Below are 15,121 nucleotides of genomic sequence, written 5' to 3'. Positions count from 1 at the left end.
GTACGTTAGAAACAAGAAATCAACGATTTAGATTTTGGTGAGTGTCCGTAACCGGACAGTAGGTGTCCGAATACGGACAGGACAGGATGAATACGGCCCGTATTCGTTAACAAAAACCCCGACTCCTTTTATGAAAAAGAAGCCGGGGTTTTCCTCAGCGATGCGGTTCGCTTGATGCGCTAAGGCTGATCCAACGTATCTGCCCTTTGCGCTTGTTTTTCTTTTATTAACTGATCCAATTCTCCTTTGACCTTCGGGCTTTGCTGATAGGCTTGCGCAATTTGTTGATATGTTTCCACATCCAAACCTTCAGCTTCAACGGCTTTAACCATCCGTTCTTCAATCGCTGGCTGCATTCCCGTTATTTTTTCCGCAGCCTTTTGAAACGATTCGACTTCTTTGGGGTCTGGCTCGACGGCTGTGCTATCTGGATTTTGTTGGGCGCTTGCTATCTCATTGAACTTTTCGACCGAAATCCCTTCTTTCTCAATGACTTTCATCATTTCACTCTGCGTCTCCATCTGAATTTCATTAATTTTTAAATTTGCATTCAAAAAATAATCCAATTCCTTTTTCTCAAAATCTTGCCTTATTTCCTGTTGCGGTTGAACAGGAGCTTGCTCCTGCGCGATTACCGCGGATGTGCCGACCATTGCCAATATCAATGCAACCGCACCATATATTGTGCTGTACGTCTTTTTTGCTTTACTAATCGTTACCATATCTACTAAATTTTAAATGCATACTATTAAAAACATTATCAGGACGGATTATTGCCCCTCGCGCATTAAACAACCCGCACGTTGCGCCAATTGAACGTATTACGTGCTATTCGATGCAACCATCATACCAAACGTTTTTAAATTGGACACGGATCGAAACAGGGGTATCGATTTGATACGAAAGAAGCTATTGCTTAGATTTGCTTTTCGCCGTAGTAGGTGATCATGGAAAAACGATGGCAGCAATCTGTAGCATGAAGGAAATCGCGAGGAAGCAGTGTGAACTGATGACAGAGAGGCTCACCATGCGCCCTTTCTGTGCCGACGATGGCGCCATGATGTATGCACTCAATGAAGACCCCGAAGTATTGCAATACACGGGCGATGTGCAGTTTGCAGATGTTGCCGCTGCTAGCGCATTTCTGCGTGACTACGATCAATATGAAAAATATGGTGTTGGCCGGCTAGTGGTTGTCTTGAAAGAAACTGGTGAGACCCTCGGATGGAACGGACTTAAGTACCATCCAGCGGCAGAGGAATACGATATCGGTTACCGGTTCTTTAAGCGTCATTGGGGCAAGGGATATGCCACCGAAAGCGCCACGGCAGCCCTAGAATATGGTTTCGATTTGTTGAAACTAGACCGAATCATTGGCCGTGCAAGGGTCGAGAACACGACGTCGATCAACGTCTTTAACAAATTGGGCATGCGTTTCGTTGAGCCATATACCGAGGATGGCAAGCATTGGGTGTTGTATGAGGCGGTTAGGGAAATTGGATTGGGAAAAAATGGATAATCGTATTAAGGATTATATCGGCAAAAGTGTCTTATGCTGGTTGGCAACCGTAGACGGGGACAGTGCTCCAAATGTATCTCCTAAAGAGGTATTTGCACTTTATGACGAAAAAACGCTTCTGATTGCAAATATCGCATCGCCCGGAAGCGTAAAGAATATCCGGAGTAATTCGAACGTCTGCGTGAGTTTAGTAGACATATTTGTACAAAAGGGGTATAAGCTTAAAGGGACGGCCAAGGTTATCGACAAATCCGACGCAACATTTCCGGATAAGGTCAAATTTCTGACGGATCGCTTTACCGATGCGTTCCCGATCAATGAAGTTATCGAGATAACGGTTGTTAAAGCAGTCCCAATCCAGGCGCCAAGCTACCTGTTCTTCCCGAACACAACCGAAAGCAAACAGATTGAAAACGCGATGGAGGCATATGGGGTGAAAGCGAGGTGAGGCGGTGAAAATTAAATTCAAGGACGGTAGTATCTTCTAACGCGGTGATGATAAAAATGGCCTTCTGACATTGTAAGGGTAGCCGGGATCGAACCGGCGATTCTACCCTCTGGAAAGAAGTATTTTAAGTCCTGATTTTCTGAAAGAATGGGTCTGTATTCATTTCGCTATGTGAGGAGTTAAAACAATTAATAATCTATTGGCCGCGAGGCAGGTAAAACTAATCCGTGACGTCCTTGCCAACATCATACTGGCCCGCCGCAGCTTCCTTTGCCCAATTGGCCATTGCTTCGATAACGGGTATCAATCCGTGGCCAGCAGCGCTCAATCTATAGGTCACAAAGGGCGGCACCACGGGCTTGGCATCCCTGATGATAAGTTGGTCGGTTTCCAATTGCTTCAGGTGCTGGATCAGCACTTTCTCCGTAACCGCTGGTATGGCCCGCTTCAGCTCACTGTACCGCATGTCGCCATGCGATAGGTTGTAGAGGATGATGGGTTTCCAATAGCTACCTATCCGATTCATCACGTAGGTGACCGGACATTGTGCCAAGGCGTATGCCTTATTTTCCTGAATCGTAGACGTCTCTTTAATTGCTGTCATTCTATACATACTATAGGGTAAGTACTTGTACAAAAGTAAGTATAAAAATAACTTTGCTGCCATTAACAAAAAAATACAGCATGAAAATCACAACCACCGGCTCACTCGGAAACGTGGGCAGACCACTTGCCAAGCTACTGTTGGCGCAGGGACACGAACTTACCATTGTGAGCAGCAATGATGACCGCGCCGAGGAGATTATACGGCTTGGCGCAATGCCTGCTATTGGCGGCCTTACGGACGAAGCATTCTTAAAAACCGCCTTTGCAGATGCAGACGCAGTCTTTGCCATGACACCGCCCAACTTGGGGAAACAGCATATTGTCAACAATACCATTGCTGCGGGGCGACATATTGCCGCTGCGATACAACAGAACGGCGTGAAGCGGGTTGTACTGTTAAGTAGTATCGGAGCAGACCTTCCTGAGGGGAATGGCCCAATCGCCAGCCTATATGCCATCGAAGGCCTCTACCGTGATCTGAAGACGGTTGCTACCACCTTTCTCCGAGCAGGCTATTTCTACACCAACTTTTTGAATGATATACCGCTTATCCAGCACGCCGGTATTCAGGCTGGAAACTTTAATCCGGACACTAGGCTGCCGTTGGTCCACCCCGGAGATATCGCATTGGCTGCCGCTGAAGAACTGACCAGCGATACCGCGACAAACAGTATTCGTTACATCGTCAGTGACATTCGCACACCAAGCGAGGTCGCTGCTGCACTCGGTGCGGCAATAGGCAAGCCAGCGCTTCCTTGGGTTAGTTTCAGTGACGAAGAGCATGAACAAGGGATGGTGAAAGCAGGTGTACCTGCTGAAATAGCTTCGCTGTATACGGAGCTGGGAAGCGGGCTACGTGAACAAAAGGTTCAAAACGACTTCCTGGTCAACGTCCATCCAGCTACCGGAAAGGTTAAACTGGCCGATTTTGCACGGGAATTTGCATTGCGCTATCACGGCTAGGCCGTGAATTTGCTGGACGTGACATCCCAGATTCAGGGAATAGTAGAGTTAATAAGGGCTGTCACATTGGATTACCACCGTGCCAGCCCCCCGTATCAAAATTGGGTTTTCGTCAACCTATGACAATGGGATTTCGGCTAGTTTGTATTCCGGAATGCTTTCTCAGTCCTCTGACGGAGAAACGGGATGGGGTAAAAGCAGGCTTTTTTGCAGTTGATAAGATTGTTTTTAGGATAGTAGGTTGCTTTTTCTCTGTTCTTTGGTCTAAAATCTCCTCGATCATGTTAAATCAAAATTAAAATTACGTTAATATAGTATCTAAATAATGGTGCAAATATACGTTATATAACAACATTATTTGTATGCTTAGTGTCATTATTACACACTTTAAAATACTTTTATATCTATATGAATTACAGTTATTTGTTACTCCTACTTTGACGACGACTATATAAATAAAATCTGCTATACCGGTTAATGCGGCATCAAGCAAGGATGAATCAGCGAGTGAATCACTTCGAAAGCTAGCGGATATCCCTGCGGATCAAAGACGTGTAATAGAAGAGCAATTCTTTGATTGAACTGGCTTTTTAGTCATGCAACACGTCGTTGGGTCGACGATCGTTTAGGGCTAGAAGTAGTCCGCTAATCCCGATAACGAGATAACTTATCACCAATGGGGAAACACTATTGCTCATTAGATTGCTGACTATTGAACCTAGCGCTGCACCAATCGAAAAAAATAGTGTACCATAAACTGAGGCGGCCATCCCTGCCACCTGTCCCAAAGGCTCAAGTGCAAGTGCGCTACTATTGGGTTCGACAGCCAGGTTAATTGCCATCATCAGCGTAACGGCGATGAAGAATAAAAGCATGTTTGGTGGATCTCCAAAGCTTACCGTAATGATCGTCAAACCGACCGCGACAAGCATATATAGAAGAAGTAAGGACTTAATCGTTCGTCTTGCACCATATTTTGTTGATAAATACGAATTAGCGAAGGTTGACAAAGCCATGAGCAGACCCATACCCCCAAAAATCCATGCAAACAATGACGGCTTGCCATAGATCCCGCCAATAATATGTTCTGAACTGGCCACATAAGAACTGAGCGCCGTAAAAAGAAGCGTAGTGATGGTCGTATACCTGAGAAAGATCCGGTTACGCAAAACATTGCCCATAGATTTTCGAATACTGGGAAAATTCAGCGGCATCCTTTTGTTGGTCGGCAAGGATTCTTCAAGGCGCGATGACCATAAAAACACGATCGATGCAAACAAAGGAGGTGTTAAAAACACCATTTTCCAAGAAGAAAGATGCAAAATAGCCGATCCTAAAAATGGGGCAATCACCGGCGTAAAAAGAAAAATGGTAAAAACAAGAGACATGATTTGTGCCATTTTATTACCAACAAAGCGGTCCCGTATACCGGCAATAGTGGTCATAAAAACTGCCGATGCACCTACACCAGCTATAAAGCGTGCAACCAACATCAGTGAAAGATTAGGGGCGAAAGCTGCTCCTATTCCACCGATGATATAAAGCGGAAAACCAATACGAAGAATGGGTAATCGCCCAAAACGATCGGAAAGCGTTCCGAAAACAATCTGTGCTACCTGGCCAAGAAAAAAGAACGAAATGATCTTTGCGGTTTCTGTTGAATGTGGATCGAGATCAAAATCATTTCTCAGTTCGCCAAATGCAGGAAGCATGATGTCAATTCCCAACGCCGTCAGCATCATTGTTGAAGCCGACAGTGCAATAAATTCACCTTGTTTCATTTTCATTGAAAAATCAGCTATTATTCATTGCGCTCTTCGCAACATGGGGCGTAAAATAGGTGAACCGCCGGATTGGATCTCGCCGATAACCTCGAAACCGTGACGCTCATATAACGAAATATTCTTAGGATTCGAAGATTCCAGGTACGCAATTAATCCGTCACGGTCAACCGCTTTAAGTGCCTCTGTCATCAATGCGGAGCCTACACCCGTACCCTGAAAGGCTGGGTCGACACCGATCATCGGCAAATACCAGTGCGGTTCGGCGGGGTGAAATTTTTCCATCTGCTCAAAAATTCCTGACAGATCTTCCTTCACATCATCACCGACATTTTCATCGAATAGTTGCATTAGCGCTTCCTCATCAGATCCGACACCAGGTGGCAACCACAAGGCGACACCCGCGAAACCATCGGCAATATAGGCAGTCCCGCCTTGGAATGCACTCCCCCCGAAAGCCCGCGCTATTGAAGAAAAAGTTGACAGATATACGGCAGGGTCCGGTAGAGACCAGCGGGTCATCGGATCAGCACCGAAGGCCAATGTTAATGCGTCGATCGCAGTGCCTTCATCCGGTGCTTGAGCGATTCTTATGGTTATGTCGCGTTCATTCATATAACAAAAGTAGTGGCTATTCGGGTTTTTAAAGCGGTGTCAACTGGACTTTCTTACGGGGTATTTTGGACATAATAATGAGTCCTATCCCACTGTTTCTAGACACTAAAATCATTACCTTTAAAATTTGATATCTTTGTACAAACTATTTATGATGAAGAAATCAATGCTGCTTTTATTATTGAGTGGATCCCTATCGACATTTGCACAAACAAAAATTCAAACTTCGATAATTAAAGAAATTCAGCCTTCCAGCATTACTGGAAGCTCGCGAGCCGTATTGATAGACGATATTGTTCCTTTGGCGCATACCGCGCAACTCCTGCCTTTAAATAAAGAAGGCGTACTTATTGGAAAAAATATCCTTTCAGAACAAATTGACCAAGTATTCAAAAATATTTCACTGGCGCTGAAAGAAGCAGGTTCAAATCTGGACCAAGTCGTTAAACTCCATGTTTATCTCTCAAAAGAAAATCTTGTTCCTGACGTTGAGAAAGCATTTAGCCTGAAGTTCAACAGCGGAAATAAACCTGCTGTAAGTTATGTAACCGGAGACCTTTCTCATCCCGATGCAGCTATCGCCATGGATGCCGTTGCCGTATCCGATCTGCAAACAGCGAACGATCAGGCAAGTTATTTTAACTCACCGGCGTTATACAATATAGCCAAAGGAGCACATGTTTCTGTGTTACCCGCAGGTGGTGTTACTTATGTATCGGGGCAGGCAGACGAAGGGGATTTGGTTGAAGCGACCCGCGGCACAATTAAACAGTTAGAAGCTACGTTAGCGCATTTGGGAATTGCTAAGAATCAGGTAATCCAGATCAAATCGTTTATACAGCCTATGACGGATGTACATCTTGTAGAAGCGGAATTTGTTCGGTTTTTTGACGGTTCAACTGTGCCGCCACTGGTATTTGTTGATTGGGTTAGCGAGAATCCGGTAATCGAGATAGAATTGATTGCAGCTTCACCTTCAGAGACTGCAAAAGCTACGGATCAGATGAACTTCATTACCCCTCCAATGATGACTGCGTCTCCGATATACAGTAAGGTTACTCAAATAAATCGCGGTAAAAAATTCTACGTATCGTCCCTGTATGGGGTTTCTGTTAATCCCGAAAAGCAGACGGCGGAAATATTTGCGTCTCTAAAAGAATTATTAGATGCTGTCGGTAGCGATTTTGCTCATTTGGGAAAAGCAACCTATTACGTTTCGGATGATGTAGCCAGTGCTGCCCTGAATAAAATCCGACCAATTTTCTATGACCCCAAACGCCCCCCTGCCGCGTCTAAAGCAATGGTAAAAGGGGTCGGAAAAGGCATGAGTATAAATATTGATATGATCGGCGTTGCAAAAGGACAATAAAATTTGCAACACATGGGCCTTCAAAGGAATAGAGCAGGGTCTGAGCTGACGACGATTAAGTTCCTAGGTTGACTTGGGTTAAAGCCTTGTACTTCTTTATTTCGTCTGTGAGCTTGGAAACGGCGTATGCAACAATTGTCGCATCATCCATCCACCCCATCAAAGGGATCATATCAGGTATTGCATCAAGCGGAGAGATAACATAGGCAATCGTCGCAGCGATGATAGACATGTTCCACTTATTCATGTGATACCGGCCTGCAAACACGTCTTTGCCCATCGAAATCAAAAGTCGGAATTCTTCAACTTTTTCATCCAGGTATGCTGATTTGCTTTCCGCTTTAGCTAAATCATCATCATTGATCCGATGTTTCCGGAATAGCTCGAATAAAAGGATCGCTTTATTAAAATAACCTTTCTTCATATCTCTATCATTAATGACTTTGCAAAGTTAAGTAATTTTGAGATGCAAGCGAACAGATCGGCAAGGTAACTGGAGGCGAATGGGACGGCATACAGGTCCTAACTTTTCCGTGGATAATGTCCCGAATACCCCCTCCAATTGTCATTTCTACGCTACAGAAATCGTCACCCCTTTGCTAATTTTGTATTTCCAAAAAAGGATATAATACGATAAAGCATGAAAAAATTCATTTTACAGGAGTTTATTTCCCTTGATGGCTTTTGCGCCGATCGGGATAAAACAACAGGGTTCTTTGACGGCACCTATAACATGCTCGAAAGAGATGTGGATGCCAACCAAGGGACGCTTATGGACAACATCGACCTGATCCTGATGGGCACCAATACCTATAAGATGTTTACGCAGTATTGGCCATACACGACCGGCGACGACCCCAAGATAACAGCGGCCATGAACAGCATCCAGAAGATCGTATTCTCCAGGTCCTTAACAGAGGTGGATTGGGGTAGCTACGGAAATATCTCCCTGGTCTCCGATGACGCAGTAGCCTATATCAAATCCCTGAAAGAAGGCGGCGGGAAAAATATGATCATGTGGGGAAGCCTTTCCTTGGCGCAGTCGCTCTTGCAAGCTAACCTGGTTGATGAAATACAACTGGTTATTGCGCCGGTTGCGATTGGCAAGGGCTATAAGCTGTTCCCTGAATCATTCAAGCTATTTCCATTAAAACTTATGGGAAGTAAAACGTTTTCCAAAGGGACGATGCTGCATAGCTACGAACCCGGTGAGATGCGGAATAAGTAAATACGACACCCAGCCAGCTGCTTAGCCAACTGGGTGTCGTAATAATTTATAAAAAAAGCCATCAACAAAACCTTGGCGGGGAAATCATCCAGAAATTTCCTCGAAAAAACACCCTTGCAATTATAAGGACCTGCAATAGTTGCTTTGTCCGGTTTGTACAATTTCTGGCTTTACCCGCCTTATATTTTTGACCCGTATTTATACATTTACAAAGGCAATCAGCAAGAAGGAATTGCACATCACCTACTGGCAGAATGTGATAAAAGCGTAGTCATTCGATCTTAAAGTAAATGAAAAAAACAAACGCATCCATCCCGTACTATATGGAAATCAATGATTTTTTGGAAACGCTGCCTTTACCGGGCAGGACGACTAATGCCTTGCTTTACAGCAGGGAGCTAAAAAAGACAGGTCCGAAAATAGAAATTTACCGCCCACCATTCAGAAGGGCCTTTTATTTTTTTGCCCTGTTTCTCAACTCGGGAAAAATCCAAGTGAAGTACGACGATAAAACCGTGAATAACCCCGAAGCCTATCTCGTTTGCCATTCGCCGGATTTGATTTATAGTTTTTCCAAGGCCGATGCGCTGGAAGGGTATATCTTTTATTTTAAACCGGAATGTTTCTCGTTTTTTAAACCGAGCTTTCACAAGGAGTTTCCTTTCTTTAACCGCCTTTACACAAACCTATTTACACTGAATCAAGCCACATATCACAAATTGGCTCCTCATTTTGAAGAAGTCTTTATAGCCTATGAGAGGAGCAGCGATGAGGCGCATATCGAAGCAAGGCTAAAACTGCTTGCCCTCCTTTACCGTGTAAAAGCATTTGTGAACGAACAGCATGATGCCACGCGGTTTGCTTCTCCTGATCAAGGACTCCTGAGTAAATACCTGCATTTGGTGGATAGTCATTATATCGAGAAGCGGACAGTAAAGGAATATGCAGACCTTCTTTCAATAACACCCAACCATCTTTCTCAAACCATCAAGGCTGTTTCTGGTAAAAAAGCACTGTCTTACATCACTGAAAGGTTGGTAAGGGAAGCTAAATCACTACTCTTATACACCGATTTTAGCATATCGGAAATCGCCTATCGATTGGGCTTTTCCGATCCTGCCAATTTCGGAAAATTCTTTAAAAAAGAATCCGGGATGCCACCATCAAAATTTACCGGTTAACCCAACTTTTCGACAAAATTTTATCTCATAAAGCTGCTTTCTTTGTATCGTTATTTATCAATGAAAAAAAAATAAAAATCATGGCAACAAAAATTTTCATTAATCTACCGGTTAAAGACTTGAATAAGTCAAAAAATTTCTTTGAAAGTCTTGGATTTAGTTTCAATCCGCAATTCAGCGATGACAAAGCGGCTTGTATGATCATTAGCGATTCCATATTTGCGATGCTGCTTACCGAATCGTATTTTAAGACATTCACCAAAAAAGAGCTATGCGATGCGAATAAATTCACCGAGGTGCTGATAGCCTTGGATGCAAGTTCCCGCCAAGAAGTGGAGAAAACGGTAGCTAGGGCAAAAGAATTGGGAGCAACCATTTATGCCGACCCCGCAGACCATGGTTGGATGTACCAACACAGCTTTGCTGATTTAGATGGTCACCAATGGGAATTGGCTTATATGGACGAAAGCCAAATGCCGAGTTAATCACTTAAAACCAACTACCGATGAAAACAATAGCATCAAACATATTGACATTATTGCTGTTGGCGTGCTCGTTCTGCTTTTCGCAGAACAGCATTCCTTACGGCTCGAACAATGGAAAATACATATCCATAAACGGCGCTCAATTGTATTATGAAGAATATGGGCAAGGTGCTCCGCTTCTGGCCATACACGGTGGTCTCTCCACCATTAAAGATCTGGCACCTGTGATCGCAGACCTCTCAACGAAATTCCGGGTTATCGCCGTTGATTGTCCTGGGCAAGGCCGGTCTGAGCAGGCCGATTCCTTGAGTTATCAGTTATTGGCCGACTATTTTTCTAAAATGATAGACCAAATGAAATTAGACAGCGTGTATGTTTTTGGCCATAGCGACGGCGGAAATGCGGCATTGTTGTTGGCCGCGGATCGACCGGACAAGGTAAAGAAGACAGCAGCCTTTGCGGCGGCTTCTCATACTTCCGGCTATTATCCGGAAGCGATTGCAGGGCTTGACCAACTAACCCCTGAAGACATTGAAAAAGATTTCAAATGGTGGCTAGAACCACACCTGGAAAAAACTCCTCAAAAAGCGCAATGGCAACAGTTTGTCAAAGATTTCAGTGGTATGTGTGCAACACCACTTATTGTTCCTGAAGAAAAGCTCCGGAAAATACGATCAAGCGTACTAATTGTACAAGGCGACAATGACATCGTTAAACCCGAACACGCGGTGGAATTACATCGAGCCATAGCAAACAGTCAACTTTGCATTGTTCCTGCCGCCTCTCATTTTATATTGTATGAACGACCGGAGCTTTTTAACGTAATGATCACGGAATTTTTCACCAAAGAACCCGCATTGTTCGATTGGACACAATTGGGTAATTGATTTTTGGAAATTACCGTTAACCGTTGCACGTATACGAAGCGCATCGGCTCTTCATTTATGCACTTTGTTTTTCATCTTTGATAAATAATCATCCATACTATATGCATAGCTTTTGACTGATCCCAGCAAAAGGCAGCTTGCTGCACCAATCCATACGGAATAGGTAAATGTTGATTTTATCCCAAATGAGATGGTCATTGCGACAGCAAACAAAGTCAATAAGATAGCAGACATATAAGCAGACCATTTGGTCTTATACCCTATTAAAAGTAAAAGGGCCAACATCACTTCCAGTACGGTTGCCGTGACGGCCAGAAATTCCAACAAGAATGCTGGCGCAAAGCTATTGACCATATTAGAGTAGGTGAGAAACTGTTCCCAATTCCCCCAAGTAGCGTGAGGACTACCCGGCTTACCCCATAATCCCAGCCTATCAGCTACTGCGGATAAAAATGCACTGGAAACAGCTAGTCTAAGCCAAAGTTGACCTATATTTTTGATATTCATTTTGTTTGATCAATGTTTCGGATTATAATACTACTTTATCCAACCCCAAAACCTTGTCAACCGACCCCGGTTCGGCTCGGAACCCCACACCAAAGCAATTGAGTGCATTGATAAGGGCAATCAGCATGGTGAGTTTGGTAAGTTCGGTGTCACTAAAATGAGATTTTACGGATTGGTAAATTTCGTCTTTTGTGCGTTCCGGACTTAGCCGGGTTAGCGCCTCGGTCCATAACAAGGCTGCCTTTTCCTTTGCTGAAAATAATGATGATTCTTGCCAGCCTGGTAAGTGATGTAACCGCAGGGATTTTTCGCCATCCCGGATAGCTTGTTTGGTATGGATGTCTATACAAAACAAACACCCATTGATTTGAGATGCCCGTAACCTTACGAGATGGACCAAAAAGTTGTCCAACCCCGAATTACCTGCCAAGGTATCCAATTCCAGAAGTTTGTTGTAAGCTTCAGGAAAATGCGTACTGTAGTTTAATCGCTGTGCCATATGTGACTTAAATTAATGTATGGCAAAGGTACAGTGCGCTACGCCAGAAAAAGTTGAACGGGTTCAAGAAATGCGTTTGCGCCGCAATTTACTAACGTATTCTGCGGAAAGCCCCAGGTAATTCGCAATAAGATATTGAGGAACGCTATTTACAAACTCCGGAAATGATTCCCTGAATTTGAAATAGATTTCTTCTTTAGAATAACTTAGGATATACTTCATCCTTGTTTGGTATGTTCCGTAAGCGATTTGATACACCGCTCTGAAATAAGACTCCATTTTTGGATAAGCGCAAAGAAGCTGATCTCGTTTTGCCGGCGATAGCTTTAATAATACTGAATTTTCTACCGCTTGTATGTAGAACTCGGTGGGCTTCTTTTTCTGAAGGGCTAAATAGTCTGCCAACCACCAGCCTTTTAAAGCAAATTGTACGGTGTGCTCCATTCCTTCATGGTCTATAAAGTACATCTGCAGGCAACCCGATAGCACAAAATAGTCATGAAGTACGGTATCTCCTATATGCATTAAAAGCGCTTTCTTCGCCGCTTTCTCCGGAGTGAAATACAAAATAATTTCTTCAAACTCCTTTGCTCCCATGGAGACAAATTGGTTGATATGGCGAAATAATATGGTATTCATTACTTATGATTTTTCCGACTTGGCCTTTTCGCAGCTTTTGCTTTTTCGTTAAATGCCAAACAAAGCTCTACCCAAAAACTGAAGTCATCTGGATTAACGAACCCCTCCGGACTTACATAACAATAACCGGGCAGATTCTTTCCATTCATGATCATCGGCCGGTAACCTAGCCGCTTGGCGATAGCACGGGCTTGTTGTTTGTCATACCGGCACATCAGACCGACGCCGGTAACATTAATACACATCTTCCCGTTTACAAGAAATGCGAGCCCGCCGAACATCTTCTTTTCTTCGATGGTGACGTTGGGTACGTTTCGGAGATAATCCCTCACCCGTTGCGCCAATTCGATACCGTATGCCATATTGTAATCTTTAGGGCAAGATATGAAATTCCGTTAACATCCTATTGCCCGGAGGCGGTAGAGGGGCTAACTTGGTTATTGTTGGTGAGCATGCCCCAGAAAGTTATATTTGTTTAATTAAATGAATTTGAAACAAATTAAAGCAATAACCAAACATGCAGATAATAACAGAAAAGCTAAAAACCATTATTGATTGGGCAGAAAACAATAAGGACATAAGTGCGGTCCTACTGACCAGTTCTTTTGTAAATCCTTTAGCAACTGTTGATGAATTTAGCGACTTGGATATTGAGCTTGTTTTCCTAGACAATGCCAACTATGTTTCAAACCATAATTGGACATATCACTTCGGCAACCCCATTGCAATGGTTGAAGAAGATGCAAGCTGTTTCGACTATAAATACGCCATGAAAATGGTTCTGTATGATGATTACGGAAAGGTTGATTTCAAGTTGTATAGTAAATCTATTTTTTTGGAAGAAGTAAACGGAAACGAATTACCGGAAGATTGGGATATAGGTTATAAGGTTCTGATTGATAAAGAAGGAATTACGCAAAACCTAAAAAAGCCGACTTACCAGGTTTCTATCATAAAAAAACCAACGGCGCAAAAGTTCAAACAAATTTTGAATGACTTTTGGTGGGACACTACTTATGTCGCCAAATGCCTGGTTAGGGAGGAACTTTTTTATGCAAAATTTATGTCTGAAAACAATATCCGAACGGACTACCTAATTCCGTTAATTGAATGGCACATTGCTAGCCAACACCATTGGAACATAACGACGAACAAGTACGGCAGACTTTTTAGAAAATATTTGACACCGGTGATGTGGGAAAAAGTAGAACAGACATTTTCGGGGAAAGCTATAAATGAGAATTGGAATGCATTATTTGCAATGGCAGATTTAGTAACAGAAATTGGAACTGAATTATCCGAAAAGCTAGGTTATAAATATCCCAAAGAACTAGAAACAGCTATCAGGAAATACCTGATTGAAATGCGGGCGGTAAAACGACGTCAGTGACGCTCACGCCTCATAAATTTAATCGTATAGGCAACATATAAGAAACCCTAACCGGAACCCCGCGTTGGTAGCCAGGCGTCCATTTCGGAGCTCTTTTCAATACGTTTACGGCTTCTGCTCCGGTGCCGTATCCCAAATCGCGGATTACCTTTATCTCGGTTACGGTTCCATCGCGGTCTACCACGAATTGCAGCTGGACAATGCCTTGCACGCCACCTTTTATTGCTGCTGCGGGGTAACGATAGTGACTGCCAATAAACTGCATTAGCTTATTGATTCCCCCAGCATATACCGGAGGGGTACCCATCTCCGTATACGTAAAGGAATTTCCCGCTCCGTCCTCACTAGTGCCAGACATCATCACCCCGTTCTCATAGTGCTCGGTAAAGGAATAACGATTCTTGTGGAAGGTCCCCTTCCATTCGCCTTGACGTAAACCATTCCGATACTGACCTTCCTCATAGTCGTCGCCTTCTATCTCTCTAACGTGCCCATTGCCAGCCGTTACCAATACCGTCCCGAGAGAGTCGTTGTAGCTTACTAACGTGTCGGGCACTGGATGAGCAAAAGCATTCAGTTCTGCTGGCCGGCTGTATACCAATTCTTTCTTCAATTGCCCATTTTGGTAATAATAGCTAGCTTTGCCGACTCGCCGTCCCTTATCGAAAAACTCGCGAGCCCTTTGTTGCCCGTCTTCGTAGTATTCAATGACAGGCCCCTGAAACTGGGGGTAACCTTTCGCATCAAGAATATTGCCTGTCTTTTTGAGTTGTTCATCGAGATAGTATTCAGTAAGCTGAGGCAATTGTGACTCCGAACGTGGAAGTTTGATAATCCGGATATAATCGGCACTGTCCTTATGCTGTACAATTTCTCCGCTGTGCTTCCGGTAAGTGACGATTTCCTCTTGTGCATAGAGGAATCCAGGAATAAGTAGGACAAATACGAATTTCATTGTTCAATTACATTTGAAGTTAGTAGCCGTGTTGACATGCAAAAAAAGA

The 15,121-nt window shown here is 43.6% G+C and carries 19 protein-coding genes; 9 read left to right on the top strand and 10 right to left on the bottom strand.

From position 1 onward, the window contains the following. Positions 1–179: 179 nt before the first annotated feature. Entirely contained in the window at positions 180–722 is a 543-nt protein-coding gene (locus tag IEV98_RS17180; protein ID WP_188507267.1) for a DUF4168 domain-containing protein, read from the bottom strand. A 236-nt stretch (positions 723–958) separates the two neighbouring features. Between IEV98_RS17180 and IEV98_RS17175 the strand changes: the two genes are divergently transcribed. Beyond that, positions 959–1,519: a GNAT family N-acetyltransferase gene (locus IEV98_RS17175; protein ID WP_188507266.1), complete on the top strand. Its 561-nt coding sequence runs from the start codon at positions 959–961 to the stop codon at positions 1,517–1,519. Beyond that, positions 1,512–1,967 (top strand): pyridoxamine 5'-phosphate oxidase family protein, encoded by a 456-nt coding sequence (locus IEV98_RS17170; protein WP_188507265.1) that lies wholly within the window; start codon positions 1,512–1,514, stop codon positions 1,965–1,967. The genes IEV98_RS17175 and IEV98_RS17170 overlap by 8 nt, the downstream gene beginning before the upstream one ends. Positions 1,968–2,187: 220 nt before the next feature. Here the strand turns inward: IEV98_RS17170 and IEV98_RS17165 are convergent, their stop codons facing one another. Continuing rightward, positions 2,188–2,571 carry a winged helix-turn-helix transcriptional regulator gene (locus IEV98_RS17165; RefSeq protein WP_188507264.1) on the bottom strand — a complete coding sequence of 128 codons (384 nt, stop codon included), beginning with the start codon at positions 2,569–2,571 and terminating at the stop codon, positions 2,188–2,190. Between the two features lie 80 nt (positions 2,572–2,651). On the opposite strand from IEV98_RS17165, the gene IEV98_RS17160 reads away from it, so the two are divergent. After that, the gene (locus IEV98_RS17160) at positions 2,652–3,536 is read left to right on the top strand and encodes an NmrA family NAD(P)-binding protein (protein WP_188507263.1); all 885 of its coding nucleotides are present in this window, start codon (positions 2,652–2,654) and stop codon (positions 3,534–3,536) included. Positions 3,537–4,126: 590 nt separating this feature from the next. Here IEV98_RS17160 and IEV98_RS17155 read toward each other — a convergent pair. Both IEV98_RS17155 and IEV98_RS17150 read right to left on the bottom strand, forming a co-directional pair. Next, positions 4,127–5,323: a multidrug effflux MFS transporter gene (locus tag IEV98_RS17155; RefSeq protein WP_188507262.1), complete on the bottom strand. Its 1,197-nt coding sequence runs from the start codon at positions 5,321–5,323 to the stop codon at positions 4,127–4,129. An 18-nt stretch (positions 5,324–5,341) separates the two neighbouring features. Further along, a complete protein-coding gene (locus IEV98_RS17150) occupies positions 5,342–5,932 on the bottom strand; it encodes a GNAT family N-acetyltransferase (protein WP_188507261.1) in 591 nt (196 codons plus the stop codon). Positions 5,933–6,083: 151 nt separating this feature from the next. Here IEV98_RS17150 and IEV98_RS17145 point away from each other — a divergent pair, with 151 nt between their 5' ends. After that, positions 6,084–7,301 (top strand): RidA family protein, encoded by a 1,218-nt coding sequence (locus IEV98_RS17145; protein ID WP_188507260.1) that lies wholly within the window; start codon positions 6,084–6,086, stop codon positions 7,299–7,301. Positions 7,302–7,356: 55 nt separating this feature from the next. Here the strand turns inward: IEV98_RS17145 and IEV98_RS17140 are convergent, their stop codons facing one another. Then, positions 7,357–7,725: a YkvA family protein gene (locus IEV98_RS17140; RefSeq protein WP_188507259.1), complete on the bottom strand. Its 369-nt coding sequence runs from the start codon at positions 7,723–7,725 to the stop codon at positions 7,357–7,359. A 216-nt stretch (positions 7,726–7,941) separates the two neighbouring features. Between IEV98_RS17140 and IEV98_RS17135 the strand changes: the two genes are divergently transcribed. From IEV98_RS17135 to IEV98_RS17120, 4 genes are all read left to right on the top strand, one after another. Continuing rightward, on the top strand, positions 7,942–8,529 hold the full coding sequence (locus IEV98_RS17135) for a dihydrofolate reductase family protein (protein WP_188507258.1): 588 nt from the start codon (positions 7,942–7,944) through the stop codon (positions 8,527–8,529). A gap of 290 nt (positions 8,530–8,819) precedes the next feature. Continuing rightward, positions 8,820–9,710, top strand: coding sequence for a helix-turn-helix domain-containing protein (locus tag IEV98_RS17130; RefSeq protein WP_188507257.1), 891 nt, complete (start codon positions 8,820–8,822; stop codon positions 9,708–9,710). Positions 9,711–9,790: 80 nt separating this feature from the next. Continuing rightward, positions 9,791–10,195: a VOC family protein gene (locus IEV98_RS17125; RefSeq protein WP_188507256.1), complete on the top strand. Its 405-nt coding sequence runs from the start codon at positions 9,791–9,793 to the stop codon at positions 10,193–10,195. Between the two features lie 20 nt (positions 10,196–10,215). Next, on the top strand, positions 10,216–11,082 hold the full coding sequence (locus IEV98_RS17120; RefSeq protein WP_188507255.1) for an alpha/beta fold hydrolase: 867 nt from the start codon (positions 10,216–10,218) through the stop codon (positions 11,080–11,082). A gap of 51 nt (positions 11,083–11,133) precedes the next feature. On the opposite strand, the gene IEV98_RS17115 is transcribed toward IEV98_RS17120, so the two are convergent. The 4 genes from IEV98_RS17115 to IEV98_RS17100 all read right to left on the bottom strand — a co-directional run bounded on the left by IEV98_RS17115 (position 11,134) and on the right by IEV98_RS17100 (position 13,089). Then, positions 11,134–11,589 (bottom strand): DoxX family membrane protein, encoded by a 456-nt coding sequence (locus tag IEV98_RS17115; protein ID WP_188507254.1) that lies wholly within the window; start codon positions 11,587–11,589, stop codon positions 11,134–11,136. Positions 11,590–11,611: 22 nt separating this feature from the next. Next, on the bottom strand, positions 11,612–12,088 hold the full coding sequence (locus IEV98_RS17110) for a carboxymuconolactone decarboxylase family protein (RefSeq protein ID WP_188507253.1): 477 nt from the start codon (positions 12,086–12,088) through the stop codon (positions 11,612–11,614). A 63-nt stretch (positions 12,089–12,151) separates the two neighbouring features. Beyond that, positions 12,152–12,727, bottom strand: a complete 576-nt coding sequence (locus IEV98_RS17105) for a Crp/Fnr family transcriptional regulator (protein ID WP_188507252.1) — start codon at positions 12,725–12,727, stop codon at positions 12,152–12,154. After that, positions 12,727–13,089: a TfoX/Sxy family protein gene (locus tag IEV98_RS17100; protein WP_188507251.1), complete on the bottom strand. Its 363-nt coding sequence runs from the start codon at positions 13,087–13,089 to the stop codon at positions 12,727–12,729. The genes IEV98_RS17105 and IEV98_RS17100 overlap by 1 nt, the downstream gene beginning before the upstream one ends. Before the next feature lie 155 nt (positions 13,090–13,244). Between IEV98_RS17100 and IEV98_RS17095 the strand changes: the two genes are divergently transcribed. Continuing rightward, positions 13,245–14,117 (top strand): AadS family aminoglycoside 6-adenylyltransferase, encoded by an 873-nt coding sequence (locus IEV98_RS17095; RefSeq protein ID WP_188507250.1) that lies wholly within the window; start codon positions 13,245–13,247, stop codon positions 14,115–14,117. Positions 14,118–14,127: 10 nt separating this feature from the next. Here the strand turns inward: IEV98_RS17095 and IEV98_RS17090 are convergent, their stop codons facing one another. Then, positions 14,128–15,072, bottom strand: a complete 945-nt coding sequence (locus IEV98_RS17090) for an energy transducer TonB (RefSeq protein WP_188507249.1) — start codon at positions 15,070–15,072, stop codon at positions 14,128–14,130. Positions 15,073–15,121: the final 49 nt, after the last annotated feature.

The sequence above is a fragment of the Parapedobacter pyrenivorans genome, assembly GCF_014636865.1.
GTDB classification, from domain to species: Bacteria; Bacteroidota; Bacteroidia; order Sphingobacteriales; family Sphingobacteriaceae; genus Parapedobacter; species Parapedobacter pyrenivorans.
The sequence above is the reverse complement of the archived record's forward strand: the minus strand, read 5'-3'. Positions and strand labels throughout refer to the sequence as shown.